Below are 14,860 nucleotides of genomic sequence, written 5' to 3' on the forward strand. Positions count from 1 at the left end.
GCAGCGATACAGTTCGTCCCCATGAATCCACACCCTATAGAACTGGTCTGCCCGGCGGGCAGCCTGCCGGCGCTGAAATCGGCGATCGACCTGGGCGCCGACTGCGTCTACCTCGGCTTCCGCGATGCCACCAATGCCCGTAATTTCGCCGGCCTCAATTTTGACGATGCCGCCATCGCCAGCGGCATCGCCTATGCCCACGATCGCGGCCGCAAGGTTCTGCTGGCGCTGAACACTTATCCGCAGCCGGACAATGTGCAGCTGTGGCAGAGCGCCATCGACCGCGCCGCGCGTGCCGGCGTTGACGCGGTGATCCTGGCCGACCCTGGCCTGATGCGCTATGCGGCCGACCATCATCCGAATCTGCGGCTGCACCTGTCGGTGCAGGGCTCGGCCACCAATGCGGAGGCGATTAACTTCTACCAGCATCACTTCGGCGTGCAGCGCGCGGTGCTGCCGCGCGTGCTGTCGCTGGCGCAGGTGGCGCATGTGGTGAACAACACCTCGGTCGAAATCGAGGTGTTCGGTTTTGGCAGCTTGTGCGTGATGGTGGAGGGACGCTGCCAGCTGTCGTCCTATGTGACCGGTGAATCGCCGAATACGCACGGCGTTTGCTCGCCGGCCAAGGCGGTGCGCTGGCAGCAGAATCCGCGCGGGCTGGAGTCGCGGCTCAACGGCGTGATGATAGACCGCTATACGCCGCAGGAAAACGCCAGCTATCCAACGCTGTGCAAGGGCCGTTTCGAGGTCGGTGAAGAGACTTATTACGCGATCGAGGAGCCGACCAGCCTGAATACGCTGGAGCTGCTGCCGCAACTGCTGGCGATGGGCGTGCGCGCGGTGAAGATCGAGGGCCGTCAGCGCAGTCCGGCCTATGTGGCGCAGGTGACGCGGGTGTGGCGCGCGGCGCTGGATGATTGTCTGCGCAATGCGGCGCGCTATGCGGTCAAGCCGGCCTGGATGGGCGAATTGAATACGCTGGCCGAGGGCCAGCAGCACACATTGGGCGCGTATCACCGCTCATGGAAATAAGATGGGAGAAGTCATGTTGAAGCTTGCCCTCGGGCCGCTGCTGTATTACTGGCCGCGCGCCAGGGTTATGGAATTTTACGAACAGATGGCTGACGGTCCGGTGGATATCGTCTACCTGGGCGAGACTGTGTGTTCGCGTCGCCACGAGCTGCGCGCGGCTGATTGGCTGCAGGTGGCCGAACTGCTGCAGGCGCGCGGCAAGCAGGTGGTGTTGTCGACGCTGGCCTTGATCGAGTCCAGTTCGGATCTGGGGGCGCAGCGCAAGCTGACTGCGAATGGACGTTTTCAGGTCGAGGCCAATGATATGGGGGCGGTGCACATGTTATCCGGGCAGTCGCGCTTTGTGGCCGGGCCGCATTTGAATGTCTACAATCCGCCGACGCTGGCGCTGCTGCATGGCCTGGGCGCGCAGCGCTGGGTGATGCCGCTGGAGATGGGGCGCGAGGGCTTGCGGCATATGCAGGCGACGCGGCCGCCGGGCATCGAGACCGAAGTGTTTGCGTTTGGCCGCATGCCGCTGGCGTTTTCGGCGCGCTGCTTCACGGCGCGCAACCGCAATCTGCCCAAGGATGATTGTCGTTTCAGTTGCATCGAGCATCCGGACGGGCTGCTGATGCAAACCCGCGAGCAGCAAGAGTTCCTGGTGCTGAACGGGATTCAGAGCCAGTCGGCGCTGGTGTACAACCTGGTGGCGGAGTTGGCGCAGCTGACAGAGCTGGGTGTGGACGTGCTGCGTCTCAGCCCTCAGGCCGAGCATATGGGCGAGGTGGTGCGCGCCTTCGACGCGGTGCGCAACGGCGCATTGCAGGGCCGCGCGGCGGCCGACGCGCTGGCGCCGCTGCTGCCAGCGGCGGCTTGCAATGGTTATTGGTACGGCAAACCAGGTCTGGAATATCGGATGGAGGAAGCGGCATGAATCCAGCGGCACGACATACACAAGGAGCGGTTTTGCGGCTGCCGACGGCACTGGCCGCGCTGGGGCAGCGCTTGCCGGCCTATCCTGGCTCGCTGCTGTGCGTGGCGGCGCTGAACCTGGTGCTGCGGCCGCATCTGCCGGGCGATGTGCGCGCCGGCCTGTCTGGCCGCCATCTGCGGGTGCGCGTCAGCGATGCCGGCGTCGCCTTCGATTTCACCTGGCGCGGCGATGGCTTTGCGGCACTGCGCGGCGACGGCACGCCGGATCTGGAGATCGGCGCCTGCGCGCGCGATTTCGTTGCGCTGGCGCGGCGTGAGCAGGATCCTGATACGCTGTTCTTCGCTCGCCGCCTGTCGATGGAGGGCGACACGGAACTGGGCCTGCTGGTCAAAAACACGCTGGACGCGATCGAGCTGCCAGTGACGGAACTGGGCCGGCAAGCCCTGTCCCGGCTGGTCAGCGCGCTGCCTGGCCGGCGCGGCGCACGCTGAAGCTGTCGAATAGCGGCGCGATCCCTGCCAGCATTTCCTCGGACGGATAACCGGGTAGGGCGCTGGCCGCCAGCGCGTCATCGGCGCAACCGGTGGCGCGGAAATCCTGCAGCACGTAATGGCGCACGCCCATCGCGGCCAGTGTCCGTGCCAGCGCACGCAGCGCCGGCGGCGGCAGCTGCGCTGGATGCACGGTGGTGCGGCACTCATAGGCCACACCGCTGGCCAGGATCGCGGCCACGCTTTCGCGTACCGGATCACCACTGCCGGCCACGCCGGTGATGCCGGCATAGCTTTCAAAGTTGGTCTTGACGTCGAATCCCACCCAATCCAGTAGCGGCAGCACTTGTCGCAGGCGTTGCGGGTAAATGCACGCGGTTTCCAGGCCGACCTTGAAGCCCAGCGCGCGCACCTCGGCAATCGCGTCCGCCAGCGCCGAATCCATGGTGGCTTCGCCGCCGCAGAACACCACCGCGTCCAGCAGGCCGGCGCGGCGCCTCAGCGTGGCCAGCACCTCGGACCAGGCGATCGGGCTGTCGCGCGTGCGTTCCTGCAGATGCGGGTTATGGCAGTAGCCGCAGCGCCACGGGCAGCCCTGGACGAATACCACGGCCGATAGCAAGCCGGGATATTCGGTGGCGCTGAACGGCGTGTAGCCGCCGACCCGCAGTGCGCGCCGCACGCTGTCAGCTTTCTGGCTGTGCATGCGGTTCGCGGAAGAATTTACGTTCATGGAATTCACCTTGTTTGCCGATGTTGAACGACGAAACCGGACGGTGATAGCCCATCACGCGGGTCCAGATTTCGCACGGCTGGCGTTCGCTGTCGTCGAGTTGCACGGCGGGGGTTATTGAGTGCATGGCAGTTCCTTTGCTGGTGGTTGAAGAGTGGCTTGTTTGCGCGCGATGATCTCGGCGTCGCATTTGGGGCAGTAGGCATGGCTGCCATTCAGGTAGCCGTGCTTGGGGCAGATCGAGAAGGTCGGCGTGACCGTGATGTAGGGCAGGCCGAAGCGGCTCAGCGCGCGCCGCACCAGCGTGCGGCAGGCGGCGGCGCTCGACAGCGCTTCGGTCAGGTACAGGTGCAGCACGGTGCCGCCGGTGTATTTGCGCTGCAGCTCGTCCTGCTGTTCCAGCGCCTCGAAGGGGTCGTCGGTAAAGCCGACCGGCAGTTGCGAGGAGTTGGTGTAGTAGGGCATCTGCGGCGTGCCGGCCTGCAGGATGTTGGGATAGCGCTTGCGGTCTTCCTTGGCGAAGCGGTAGGTGGTGCCTTCGGCCGGCGTGGCTTCCAGGTTGTACATATGGCCGGTCTGTTCCTGGAATTCGACCATGCGGGCGCGCACGTGGTCCAGCAGGCGCAGCGCGAAGGCGCGGCCCCACGGTGTGGTGATGTCCTGGCGGCCGCTCGGATCGAAGTTGCGCACCATTTCGTTGATGCCGTTGACGCCCAGCGTGGAGAAGTGGTTGCGCAGTGTGCCGAGGTAGCGTTTGGTGTAGGGGAACAGGCCATTGTCCATGTGGCGCTGAATGACTTTGCGCTTGATCTCAAGGCTGTCGCGGCCCAGTTCCAGCAGCCGGTCCAGCGCGGCCATCAGGCCGGCTTCGTCGTTGCGGTGCACATAGCCGAGGCGCGCGCAGTTGATGGTGACCACGCCCAGCGAGCCGGTTTGCTCGGCCGAGCCAAACAGGCCGTTGCCGCGCTTGAGCAGTTCGCGCAGGTCCAGCTGCAGCCGGCAGCACATCGAGCGGATCATGTTGGGCTTCAGTTCGGAGTTGATGAAATTCTGGAAGTAGGGCAGGCCGTAGCGCGCGGTCATCTCGAACAGCAGTTCGGCGTTGGGGCTGTCCCACGCGAAGTCCTCGGTGATGTTGTAGGTCGGGATCGGGAAGGTGAAGGCGCGGCCCTTGGCATCGCCGGCCATCATGATCTCGATGTAGGCGCGGTTGATCATGTCCATCTCGGCTTGCAGCGCGCCGTAGGTGAACGGCATTGCTTCGCCGGCGATGTGGGGAATTTGCTCGCGCAGGTCTTCCGGGCAGACCCAATCGAAGGTGAGGTTGGTGAACGGGGTTTGCGTGCCCCAGCGCGATGGCACGTTGAGGTTGTAGATCAGCTCCTGCATATATTGTTTGACGTCGTCGTAGCGCAGTTGGTCCTTGCGGATGAAGGGCGCCATGTAGGTGTCGAAGGAGCTGAAGGCTTGGGCGCCGGCCCATTCGTTTTGCAGCGTGCCGAGGAAGTTGACGATCTGGCCGATGGCGCTGGACAGATGGCGAGGCGGGCTGGATTCGACTTTGCCGGGCACGCCGTTCAAGCCTTCGTTGAGCAGGGTGCGCAGCGACCAGCCGGCGCAATACCCGGACAGCATGTCGAGGTCGTGGATGTGCAGGTCGGCTTCGCGGTGGGCGCGGCCGATCGCGGGCGGGTAGACGTGATTGAGCCAGTAGTTGGCGATGACTTTGCCGGAGACGTTGAGTATCAGGCCGCCCAGCGAGTAGCCCTGATTGGCGTTGGCATTGACGCGCCAGTCCTGGCGGTCGAGGTATTCGTTGATGGAGCTGGCGACGTCCACCAGCGCGTGTTTGTCCTGGCGCAGTGTGGCGTGTTGTTCGCGGTAGACGATGTAGCGACGCAGCGTGTGGCGGTGGTCGGCGTCGTACAGGATGGTTTCGACGGTGTCCTGTACCAGTTCGACGCTGAGGGGGGCGTGGCGCGGCAGGGTGGATAGCTGCAGCAGTACCGCTTCGGTGAGTTGGGCGGCTTTGTGGGTGTCGAATTCGCCGCTGGCGCGGCCGGCGCGCAGCAGGGCGCTTTCGATTTTGTGCAGGTTGAATGGCTGCTCGCCGCCGTCGCGCTTGACGATCATGGTGTGGTGCATATGACCCCGTATCTAGTTGGTTTGGTGTTGCGATCACTATATATGGTGGTTTTGTGGGTGGTTAGTGCTATCTAGGGTTTTCTTGATCTGGCTTATCTTTTGACGATGGCGGCGATCTGTTTGACGAAGGCGGGATCGGGTTCGACCTCGAGGCGTGTGCTGTCGGCTTGCACGCTGCCGTTGTGGTCCAGCAGAACGATGCGGGTGGTGTGGTTGATTTCGCCGTTGTCCAGCGCGCGGTAGCGGATGTTGAGGGCGGCGGCCAGCAGGCGGGTGTCGTTGTCGTTGGCGGCGACGGCGAGGCGGTATTGGCTGGCGTCGAGCTGCTGCATGTGGGCCAGCATGGCCAGCGATTTTGGGTTGTCGCGTTGTGGATCGAGGCTGATCAGTAGTACGCGTAGATGCTTGCCGTTGGCGCCGAGCGCGCCGACGGTGCGCTTCAGCGTTTCGATAACGATCGGGCAGGCCGAGTGGCAGTTCCCGTAAAACATGGTGACCAGCAGCGGTGCGCCGGCCATGTCGCGCAGTGTGAAGTGCTGGCCGGCGGCGTCGGTGAGCGGGGTGGTGAGCTGGTAGAGCGAGTCGATCGCCGTCGCCGCCGCGCCCACCGGTGCGGCTGGCCCGGCATGCGCTGCGCCGGCGAGTGCGATTGTGCTGGCGATCATGATCGCGCTGATGGCTGTTTTCATGGTGTGGCTCCTGGTTCGTGATTGGCTGGATCGCGCACGCAGCGGAATCCGAGATTGGCGCCATCCTGCCGGGCTTCCATGGCGGACAGCAGGGCAAGGCGCATGAGGATGGCGTAGTTGCGGCGGTCGGACAGGTTGACGGCGGCGCCGCCACAGTAATCGAGCTGCTTTTGTTCACCCTTGGCGCGGCTGTCGGCGTTGACGAATAGACCGCTGTAGTCTTCGACCCATTCCCACACCAGGCCGTGCAGGTCGTGGATGTTGTAGTAGTTGGCTGGCGTGCTGGCTACCGCGCCGGGTGGGGCTTTGCCAGCGTCGGCGTACCAGCGCAGGATAGTGGATAGCCATTCGTCGTCATCGCGGGCGTCGGCGCGTGTGGTGTCGGCAGCGGCGGCGAATTCCCATTCGTGCCAGCGTGGCAAACGGGCTTGCTCGGCGGCGCAATAGGCTTGCGCCGCGTACCAGCTGACGTTAACCACCGGCGCGTCGGACGCGGCTTGCGCGAAATGCGCCAGATAGGTCGGCGCAGTGAACAGGTTTGGCGCCTGGCCGCGCTGCCAGGAAGGCGAGGCTTGCAGGAAGGTCGCGAACTCGCGATTGGTCACAAGGCGGCTGCGCATCAGGAACGGCGCCACCCGCGCTTCCGCCGTCACGCCATCCGCCGGCAGCACACTGCGCAGCGCGCCGCCAGCGATGGCGCGATACTCCGGCCCCGCCGCTGCCGCGCCCCACGACAGCGCCGCCGCCGCCATCGCGGCTGCGGCGAATGCCATCGGGTGGCGGCGTGAGGCCCGGTGCGGTTGGGCCAACGCGTTCATGGCTGACGGTTTTTACGCATGTCGCGTACATGCGCCGGTGTCAGCACTGGCTTGCCGCCGTTGAGATCCACGCTGACGTAGTTGATAACCGCCGCGATATCCTCATCGCTGAGATCCTGCGCCGGCATCACGCCGTTGTAATGATCGCCGTTGACGACAATCTCGCCGTTACGCCCATTCAGCACGATGTGCGCCATCTCATACGGCCGCTCCTTGAAAAAGTCCGAATTGGCCAGGGGAGGGAACACGCCCGCCACGCCTTCGCCCTTGGATTGATGGCACGCCGTGCAGCTGCTGTCATACACCGCCTTGCCACGCGCCAGCTGGCCCTTGTCCAGCGCCACCGCCACATGCGTCGCCGCAGGCGTGGCCCCAGACGCGGTGGCCGTGGCAGCGCCCGCAGCGGCAACCTTTACCACGCTGTTGGCGCTCGCCTTGGCCGCCACCAATGGCGTCTTGACCCCTTTACCGTAGATCTCCGGCCGCTCCGGCCCACTCACCGCCAGCAGCCCGATCGCGCCCTTGTTGAAAGCGCGCGTCAGCGAATGATCGACCAGCGTCAGATTACCCGGCACCTTAGGCGTGAATTCGACGATTGCCGAGCCACCGGCCGGCACCATGGTGGTCTGCACCTGCTCCTGATAGCGCAAGCCACCCTCGGTGTACACCTTGTCGAAAATCGCGCCAATCACGTGGAAGCTGGACGTGATATTCGGCCCGCCGACGCCAAAGAACAGCCGCACCTTGTCATTGGCCTTGGCGGTCAGCGCATTGGCCCCGGTCAGCGCGCCGTCGGCACCGTTGAACAGCACATAGGTCGGCTTCTCGTCGATCGCCTTCTGCTGATCGAACGCCTGCGCGCCGGGTGCGCGGTAGGCACCGCTGGTGTAGAAATCGCCCTGCATCACGTAGTACTCTTTGTCGACCTTGGACATGCCTTCCTTCGGCTCGACCAGAATCATGCCGTACATGCCGTTCGCCACATGCATGCCGACTGGCGCGGTGGCGCAGTGATACACATACAGGCCGGGATTGAGCGCCTTGAAGCTGAATGTGGCCTCATTGCCCGGCGCGATCAGCGTTTGCGCGGCGCCGCCACCGGGACCGGTCACCGCGTGCAGATCGATATTGTGCGGCAGCTTGTTGTCCGGCAGATTTTGCAGATGCAGCTCCACCGTGTCGCCCTCGCGCACCCGTATCATCTTGCCTGGCACCGTGCCGCCAAAAGTCCAGAAGGTGTACAGCGTGTCCGGCGCGATCTCGCGCTGAACTTCCTCCACCGTCAGGTGCACCACCACCCGCGCCGGCGTCTTGCGGGTGATCTGCGGTGGCAGCAGCGGTGGCGCTACCAGTTCCTGCGTGATGACCGGCAGCGCCGGTTCGGCAAAACTTTGTGACATCATCAGCAGCGCCGCAGTGACGGCCGCTGTGGCAAGCTTGAATTGCGTTTTCATTGGATACTCCTCGTGGTAGTGAAGGTCAGGCGTGATCGGCGATGGCGGCGCTGCTTTGCTTGCGTGCCACCAGCAGGCGCCACGCGAATAGCGCCAGGAACAGCGTGCCGATGGCGAACACCACATCGCCCGGCACCCGCAGCCACACCAGCGTTTCCATGAATGGCGAGTGAATCAGCTCGGGCGAGCGGGCGTACCACATGCCCGTGCTGATGCTGGCCCAGGCCTGGTAGACGCCGGCCGGCACCAGCGAGATAAACACCATCATCGCCAGGCCGATGTTCAGGCACCAGAACATCGGCCGCAGCAGCGCGTCCGACCACGCCAGCCGGCTGCTCATGCCGCGCAGGCAGAACAGCAGCAGGCCGATGCCCAGCATGCCGTACACGCCAAACAGCGCGGCGTGGCCGTGGGCGGCGGTCATGTTCAAGCCCTGCATGTAGTACAGCGCGAGCGGGGTGTTGATCGAGAAGCCGAGCAGGCCGGCGCCGACCGTGTTCCAGAAGCCGACCGCGATGAAGCACAGGATCGACCAGCGGTAGCTGCCGACCCATGGCGCGGCCTTGGAGCGCTGGTAGTTGCGCCAGGCTTCGATGCCGATCAGCGACAGCGGCACCACTTCCAGCGCCGAAAACATGGCGCCGATCGCGATCACAAAGGTGGGGGTGCCGGTGAAGTACAGGTGGTGCAGCGTGCCGAGGATGCCGCCGAACAGGAACACGATGGTCTCCAGCACGATGGCGTTGTTGGCGCTGGCGGCGCGGATCAGGCCCAGACGGGTGAACAGCAGCGCGATGACGGCGGTGGCAAACACTTCGAAGAAGCCTTCCACCCACAGGTGCACCAGCCACCAGCGCCAGTATTCGATCATCGAGTAGTGACTGTGCCGGCCCCAGGTCAGCGAGGTGGCGTAGAAGCCGCCGATGCACAGCGCCGACAGGAACACCATGACGATCAGGCCACGGCTGTCGGAAGGCTTGCGCAGCGCCGGCCACAGCGCGCGGCCCAGCAGCGTGACCCAGAACAGCAGGCCGACAAACAGCAGGATTTGCCACACCCGGCCCATGCTGGTGAATTCCAGCCCCTGGTTGCCGAGCCAGAAGGCGAATGCCGTGCCTTTGTGCTGCAGCGATCCGAGCCAGCCCATGGCGGTGGAGCCGGCCACGATGAACAGCAGCGCGTAGAACAGCAGGTTGACGCCCAGCTTCTGGAAGCGCGGCTCGTGGCCGGAGATGGCGGGCGCGATATACAGGCCGGTGGCCAGCCAGGCGGTGGCGATCCATAGCACCGCGAACTGGGTGTGGATGGTGCGACTGACCACGAATGGCAGCACGTCGGCCAGCGGGAAGCCGAAGAAGCTGTGGCCTTCGACCGCGTAGTGGGCGGTGATGACGCCCATACCGACTTGCGCCAGGATCAGCGCGATCACCACGAAGAAGTATTTGCGGGTGGCCAGCATCGATGGTGTTGGCTTCAGGTTGAACAGCGGGTCGGCCTTGGGTGGCGCCGGATCTTGCTCTTCCTTGGCGGCCGAGTGGGCCATGACCATGGCGGCGATCGCGCCTATCATCAGGATTACGCTGGCGATCGACCAGATGCCCGCTTCGGCGCTGGGCCGGTTGTCGATCAGCGGTTCGTGCGGCCAGTTGCTGGTGTAGCTGAGGCCTGTGGCGCCGGGACGGTCGGTGGCGGCGGCCCAGGCTGACCAGAACACGAATGCCGGCAGCGCGCGCAGGTCGTCGGCGTCGACCACCGAATTGGCGTTCATCGCATATTGTTCGCGCAGCTTGTCGAGGCTACGGGCGTCGCCAAACAGGTCGATGTAGTGCTGTGCGACCTCGCGCACGGCGGCGGCGCGGTCGGCCGACAGCACGATGGTGGCGCGCGTGGCGTCATAGCTGTTGCGGCGCATTTCCTCCTTCAGGCGGGCGTTGAGCGCGGCCTGGGTGGCCTTGTTCAAGTCGTCGAAGTTGGCGCCGTAGTCGCGCCGGGCCCAGATCTGGCGCAGCGCCAGCGCTTCGCGGTGCAGCCAGTCGGCCGACCAGTCGGGGGCGACGTAGCTGCCGTGGCCCCAGACGGTGCCGAGCTGCTGGCCGCCGGCCGATAGCCACGCCTGCTGGCCGCGATCGACCTGGCCGGGGCCGAACAGCGCTTCGCCGTCGGCGCTGATGATGTGTTGGGGGATGGGTGGCGCCGCCAGGTAGATTTGCGCGCCCACCCAGCCGAGCACGGCGAAGGAGAGGGCGCAGATGACGGCCAGCCAGGTCCAGAGCTTGCGTGTGGCGTGCATGACGTGGTTCCTTATGAAGGCTTGTCGGATCGACGCCGCCGATTCTAGGCTGCGGCCCGTGGCGCGCCTAACCGGCTTGGGGTTTTCTTGATTTGGCCGGCTTTTTGGCGTGCCTCTAGTCCTTTCGGGCTAGGCGGGCTAGCCGTGATGCCGATGGTCGGCGCGGGCGCCGCCGCGTACCCTGATGCCATCCCTATGTGTATCAGGAGAGTTGACGTGTCTAAGCAAAACAAGGCGGTGCGGGTGCTGGCCAGCAGCACGCTGTCGTTCACGATCTGCTTCGCGATCTGGATGATGTTCGCGGTGCTGGGCATCCCGATCAAGAAGATGTTGGGCCTGAACGAGACCGAGTTCGGCCTGCTGGCGGCGATGCCGGTGTTGAGCGGTTCGCTGGTGCGGGTGCCGCTCGGTATCTGGTGCGACAAGTACGGTGGCCGCATTGTGTTCTTCCTGCTGATGCTGGCCACGGTGCCGGCGATTTATCTGATTGGTCTGGCCACCGCCTATTGGCAGTTCCTGGCCCTGGGCCTGTTCGTCGGCCTGGCCGGCGGCTCGTTCTCGGTTGGCACGCCGTATGTGGCGCGCTGGTTCGCCAAAGAGCGGCGCGGACTGGCGATGGGCATTTTCGGCGCCGGCAATTCCGGTTCGGCGCTGACCAAGTTTGTGGCGCCGGCCATCATCGCTGCCTGGGGCTGGCAGGCGCTGCCCACCGTGTATGCGCTGACCATGCTGGTGACGGCGCTGCTGTTCTGGGTGTTCAGCGCAACCGATCCATCGCACCAGAGCGGCGCCAGCGTGTCGTTCGCGGACCAGGTCAAAGTGCTGAAGGATCGCCGTGTGTGGCGCTACTGCCAGTACTACTCGGTGGTGTTTGGCGGCTATGTGGCGTTGGCGCTGTGGATGACCAAGTACTACGTCGGCGAATACGGCTTTGATCTGAAACTGGCGGCGCTGCTGGCGGCCTGCTTCTCGCTGCCGGGCGGCGTGCTGCGCGCGCTGGGCGGCTGGATCGCCGACCGCCACGGCGCTTACAAGGTCACGTGGTGGGTGATGTGGGTGTGCTGGGTGTGTTTCTTCCTGCTGTCCTATCCGCCGACCGCGATGCTGATCCAGACCACGCGCGGTCCGGTGCAGGTCAACCTGGCGCTGTCGCCGTGGCTCTTCACCGGCTTGTTGTTCATCGTTGGCACCGCGATGGCGGTCGGCAAAGCCTCGGTGTTCAAATTTATTGCCGACGATTTCAGCGACAACATCGGCGCCGTCTCCGGTGTGGTCGGCCTGGCCGGCGGCCTCGGTGGCTTCATCCTGCCGATCATGTTCGGCGCGCTACTGGACCTGACCGGCGTGCGCTCCAGCGCCTTCATGCTGTTGTACGGCGCGGTGTGCGTGTCGCTGGTGTGGATGCATTATTCGTTCCGCCCGGCGGTCGCCAGCACTGCCGCGCCGGCGCTGCAACCCGCTTAACTCAAGGAATAAACTCAAGGAGTATATGATGAGCAAATACATGATTAACAGCTGGGAACCGGAGAGCGCCGCTTTCTGGCGCGGTGGCGGCAGCAGTACCGCCAACCGCAATCTGTGGATCTCGATTCCGGCGCTGGCGCTGGCGTTCGCGATCTGGATGGTGTGGAGCGTGGTGGTGGTCAACCTGCCTACCATCGGCTTCAAATACAGCACCAATCAGCTGTTCTGGCTGACCGCGCTGCCCGGCCTGTCCGGCGCCACGCTGCGCATTTTTTATTCGTTCATGGTGCCGATTTTCGGCGGCCGCAAATGGACCACGATTTCAACCGCCTCGCTGCTGATCCCGGCGATCGGCATCGGCTACGCGGTGCAGGACCTGAACACCGGCTATCCGACCATGTTGATCCTGGCGCTGCTGTGCGGTTTCGGCGGCGGTAACTTCGCCTCATCGATGGCCAACATCAGCTTCTTCTTCCCGAAAGCGCAAAAGGGTTATGCGCTCGGCATGAACGCCGGCCTGGGCAACCTGGGGGTGTCGGCGGTGCAGTTCGTGGTGCCGCTGGTGATCACCGCCGGCGTGTTTGGCGCCATCGGTGGCGAACCGCAAAGCGCCGTCAAGGCCGGCGTCAGCACCACGCTGTGGTTGCAGAACGCGGGCTTCATCTGGGTGCCGTTCATCATTGTCAGCAGCCTGCTGGCGTGGTTTGGCATGAACGATCTGGCCTCGGCCAAGGCGTCGTTTGCCGAGCAGGCGGTGATCTTCAAGCGCAAGCATAATTGGCTGATGTGCTGGCTGTACACCGGTACCTTTGGCTCGTTCATCGGTTATTCGGCGGCGTTCCCGCTGCTGATCAAAACCCAGTTCCCGGACGTGAATCCGCTGCAGTTTGCCTTTCTTGGCCCGCTGGTGGGGGCGCTGTTCCGCGTCGCCGGTGGCGTCATCGCCGACAAGCTGGGTGGCGCCCGCGTCACGCTGTGGACTTTCGCCGCCATGATCGCGGCGGTGTATGGCGTGATCGTGTTCCTGCCGCACGGTGAGGCGGCCGGCAGCTTCCAGGGCTTCTTCTGGATGTTCATGGTGCTGTTTGCCGGCACCGGCGTTGGCAACGCGTCGACCTTCCGTATGATCCCGGTGATTTTTCTGACCGAGCGTCAGCGCGCGGTGCGCGGTCAGCCGGAGGCGATGCAGCAGCAGGCGGTGGTGGACGCCAACAAGGAAAGTGCGGCGGTGCTGGGCTTTACCTCGGCGGTGGCGGCCTATGGCGCTTTCTTCATCCCGAAAAGCTATGGCACCTCGATCGCGCTGACCGGCAGTGCCGACGCCGCGCTGTGGTGCTTCATCGCGTTCTATGTCAGCTGCATCGCCATCACCTGGTGGTGCTACGCGCGCAGGAACGCGGCCATGCCTTGCTGAGTGGAGCACGATCATGATACCGCTGACGCCATCGGTCGAATTCGACGCCGCGCTGGTGCGCAAGCTGAACCAGATGGGACCGCGCTACACCTCGTATCCGACCGCCGACCGTTTCAGCGCCGACTTCGGCGCGGCGGATTACCGCGCCGCCGTGGCCCGGCTGGACGCGGCTGGCGATCGGGTGCCGTTGTCGCTGTACGTGCATATCCCGTTTTGCGAGTCGCTGTGCTACTACTGCGGCTGCAACAAGATCATTACCCAGGACCGGCGCAAGGCGGTCGAGTATCTGGATTATCTGGGGTGCGAGATCGCGCTGCAGGCCGGCGTGTTGGGCGCGCGCCGGCAGGTGGAGCAGCTGCACTTTGGCGGCGGCACGCCGACCTATCTGAGCGACGCGCAAATGGATGGCTTGCTGGACCGGTTGCGCGCGCATTTCGACTTTGCGCCCGATGCGCAGGGCGAGTTTTCGATCGAGGTCGATCCGCGCACGGTGACGCCGGCGCGCATCGCCACCTTGCGGCGTCAGGGCTTCAACCGCATCAGCCTGGGCATCCAGGATTTCGATCCGGTGGTGCAGCGGGCGGTCAACCGCGTGCAATCGTATGAACAAACCTTGGCGGTACTGCACGCGGCGCGTGACTGCGGCTTCCGTTCAATCAGCGTCGATCTGATTTACGGTCTGCCGCTGCAAAGCGTAGCCAGTTTCGCGCCGACGCTGGATAAAGTGATCGCGACGCGGCCGGACCGCGTGGCCATCTACAACTATGCCCACATGCCGCAGCTGTTCAAGTCGCAGCGCCTGATTCGCGCCGAGGATTTGCCGGACCCGGACAGCAAGCTGGCCATGCTGGGTCTGTGCATCGACAAGCTGACGGCGGCGGGCTACGTCTACATCGGCATGGACCATTTCGCGTTGCCGGACGACGATCTGGCGCGCAGCCAGCGCGAAGGGCGCTTGCAGCGCAATTTCCAGGGTTATTCAACCCACGCCGATGCGCCGATGGTGGCGCTGGGTGTGTCGGCCATCAGCGCGCTTGGCGACTGTTATAGCCAGAACGAGAAGACGCTCAGTGCCTATTATGAACGGCTGGATCATGGCGAGCTGCCGGTGGCGCGCGGCATTGTGCTCTCCGAGGACGACCAGTTGCGGCGTGCCGTGATCAGTCGCTTGATGTGTGACTTCATCCTCGATTATGACCGGCTGCCACTGCCGGCCGGGGTGGCGGCGCGCGACTATTTCGCGGCCGACCTGGCGCGCCTGCGGCCGCTGGAGGACGATGGCTTGCTGTGCATGGGCAGCCGTGGCGTGCGCGTGAAGATGCGCGGCCGTCTGCTGATCCGCAATATCTGCATGGCCTTCGATCGCTATCTGCAGCAGGGGCCGCAGCCGGTGCGCTATTCACGTACCATTTGA

The 14,860-nt window shown here is 64.5% G+C and carries 13 protein-coding genes; 6 read left to right on the top strand and 7 right to left on the bottom strand.

Annotated elements, in window-relative coordinates:
* The first annotated feature begins 21 nt into the window (after positions 1–21).
* From ubiU to ubiT, 3 genes are read left to right on the top strand one after another with little or no spacing between them, the layout of a single operon-like run.
* On the top strand, positions 22–1,032 hold the full coding sequence (ubiU, locus tag GJ699_RS26275) for a ubiquinone anaerobic biosynthesis protein UbiU (RefSeq protein ID WP_154381971.1): 1,011 nt from the start codon (positions 22–24) through the stop codon (positions 1,030–1,032).
* A 13-nt stretch (positions 1,033–1,045) separates the two neighbouring features.
* Positions 1,046–1,948 (top strand): ubiquinone anaerobic biosynthesis protein UbiV, encoded by a 903-nt coding sequence (gene ubiV, locus GJ699_RS26280; protein WP_154381973.1) that lies wholly within the window; start codon positions 1,046–1,048, stop codon positions 1,946–1,948.
* Positions 1,945–2,439: a ubiquinone anaerobic biosynthesis accessory factor UbiT gene (gene ubiT, locus GJ699_RS26285; RefSeq protein ID WP_154381975.1), complete on the top strand. Its 495-nt coding sequence runs from the start codon at positions 1,945–1,947 to the stop codon at positions 2,437–2,439. Before ubiV ends, ubiT begins: the two co-directional genes overlap by 4 nt.
* Here the strand turns inward: ubiT and GJ699_RS26290 are convergent.
* The 7 genes from GJ699_RS26290 to GJ699_RS26320 form a co-directional block, all read right to left on the bottom strand.
* Positions 2,405–3,145, bottom strand: a complete 741-nt coding sequence (locus GJ699_RS26290) for an anaerobic ribonucleoside-triphosphate reductase activating protein (RefSeq protein WP_154381977.1) — start codon at positions 3,143–3,145, stop codon at positions 2,405–2,407. The two genes, ubiT and GJ699_RS26290, sit on opposite strands and share 35 nt — an antisense overlap.
* Positions 3,126–3,299, bottom strand: coding sequence for an anaerobic ribonucleoside-triphosphate reductase (nrdD, locus tag GJ699_RS35025; protein ID WP_154381979.1), 174 nt, complete (start codon positions 3,297–3,299; stop codon positions 3,126–3,128). Before nrdD ends, GJ699_RS26290 begins: the two co-directional genes overlap by 20 nt.
* Entirely contained in the window at positions 3,287–5,317 is a 2,031-nt protein-coding gene (locus tag GJ699_RS26300) for a ribonucleoside triphosphate reductase (protein WP_154381981.1), read from the bottom strand. The genes nrdD and GJ699_RS26300 overlap by 13 nt, the downstream gene beginning before the upstream one ends.
* Positions 5,318–5,409: 92 nt before the next feature.
* Positions 5,410–6,006, bottom strand: coding sequence for an SCO family protein (locus GJ699_RS26305; protein ID WP_229262303.1), 597 nt, complete (start codon positions 6,004–6,006; stop codon positions 5,410–5,412).
* Positions 6,003–6,779 carry a formylglycine-generating enzyme family protein gene (locus GJ699_RS26310; RefSeq protein WP_154381983.1) on the bottom strand — a complete coding sequence of 259 codons (777 nt, stop codon included), beginning with the start codon at positions 6,777–6,779 and terminating at the stop codon, positions 6,003–6,005. Before GJ699_RS26310 ends, GJ699_RS26305 begins: the two co-directional genes overlap by 4 nt.
* A 41-nt stretch (positions 6,780–6,820) precedes the next feature.
* The gene (nirK, locus tag GJ699_RS26315) at positions 6,821–8,227 is read right to left on the bottom strand and encodes a copper-containing nitrite reductase (RefSeq protein ID WP_443093242.1); all 1,407 of its coding nucleotides are present in this window, start codon (positions 8,225–8,227) and stop codon (positions 6,821–6,823) included.
* A gap of 76 nt (positions 8,228–8,303) precedes the next feature.
* Positions 8,304–10,568, bottom strand: coding sequence for a nitric-oxide reductase large subunit (locus GJ699_RS26320; protein WP_154381987.1), 2,265 nt, complete (start codon positions 10,566–10,568; stop codon positions 8,304–8,306).
* A 195-nt stretch (positions 10,569–10,763) separates the two neighbouring features.
* On the opposite strand from GJ699_RS26320, the gene GJ699_RS26325 reads away from it, so the two are divergent.
* From GJ699_RS26325 to hemN, 3 genes are read left to right on the top strand one after another with little or no spacing between them, the layout of a single operon-like run.
* Positions 10,764–12,032, top strand: a complete 1,269-nt coding sequence (locus tag GJ699_RS26325; RefSeq protein WP_154381989.1) for an MFS transporter — start codon at positions 10,764–10,766, stop codon at positions 12,030–12,032.
* A 28-nt stretch (positions 12,033–12,060) separates the two neighbouring features.
* Positions 12,061–13,446: a NarK family nitrate/nitrite MFS transporter gene (locus GJ699_RS26330; RefSeq protein WP_154382107.1), complete on the top strand. Its 1,386-nt coding sequence runs from the start codon at positions 12,061–12,063 to the stop codon at positions 13,444–13,446.
* Between the two features lie 13 nt (positions 13,447–13,459).
* Entirely contained in the window at positions 13,460–14,860 is a 1,401-nt protein-coding gene (gene hemN, locus GJ699_RS26335) for an oxygen-independent coproporphyrinogen III oxidase (RefSeq protein WP_154381991.1), read from the top strand.

Origin of the sequence: Duganella guangzhouensis (genome assembly GCF_009674535.1) — a bacterium.
Classification (GTDB): Bacteria; Pseudomonadota; Gammaproteobacteria; order Burkholderiales; family Burkholderiaceae_D; genus Rugamonas; species Rugamonas guangzhouensis.

Excerpts from the sequence above, each read along its gene's own strand:
- ubiU (WP_154381971.1), top strand. The coding sequence starts at position 22 with ATGAATCCACACCCTATAGAACTGGTCTGCCCGGCGGGCAGCCTGCCG.
- ubiV (WP_154381973.1), top strand. The coding sequence starts at position 1,046 with ATGTTGAAGCTTGCCCTCGGGCCGCTGCTGTATTACTGGCCGCGCGCC.
- ubiT (WP_154381975.1), top strand. The coding sequence starts at position 1,945 with ATGAATCCAGCGGCACGACATACACAAGGAGCGGTTTTGCGGCTGCCG.
- GJ699_RS26290 (WP_154381977.1), bottom strand. The coding sequence starts at position 3,145 with ATGCACAGCCAGAAAGCTGACAGCGTGCGGCGCGCACTGCGGGTCGGC.
- nrdD (WP_154381979.1), bottom strand. The coding sequence starts at position 3,299 with ATGCACTCAATAACCCCCGCCGTGCAACTCGACGACAGCGAACGCCAG.
- GJ699_RS26300 (WP_154381981.1), bottom strand. The coding sequence starts at position 5,317 with ATGCACCACACCATGATCGTCAAGCGCGACGGCGGCGAGCAGCCATTC.
- GJ699_RS26305 (WP_229262303.1), bottom strand. The coding sequence starts at position 6,006 with ATGAAAACAGCCATCAGCGCGATCATGATCGCCAGCACAATCGCACTC.
- GJ699_RS26310 (WP_154381983.1), bottom strand. The coding sequence starts at position 6,779 with ATGGCATTCGCCGCAGCCGCGATGGCGGCGGCGGCGCTGTCGTGGGGC.
- nirK (WP_443093242.1), bottom strand. The coding sequence starts at position 8,227 with ATGATGTCACAAAGTTTTGCCGAACCGGCGCTGCCGGTCATCACGCAG.
- GJ699_RS26320 (WP_154381987.1), bottom strand. The coding sequence starts at position 10,568 with ATGCACGCCACACGCAAGCTCTGGACCTGGCTGGCCGTCATCTGCGCC.
- GJ699_RS26325 (WP_154381989.1), top strand. The coding sequence starts at position 10,764 with ATGTGTATCAGGAGAGTTGACGTGTCTAAGCAAAACAAGGCGGTGCGG.
- GJ699_RS26330 (WP_154382107.1), top strand. The coding sequence starts at position 12,061 with ATGAGCAAATACATGATTAACAGCTGGGAACCGGAGAGCGCCGCTTTC.
- hemN (WP_154381991.1), top strand. The coding sequence starts at position 13,460 with ATGATACCGCTGACGCCATCGGTCGAATTCGACGCCGCGCTGGTGCGC.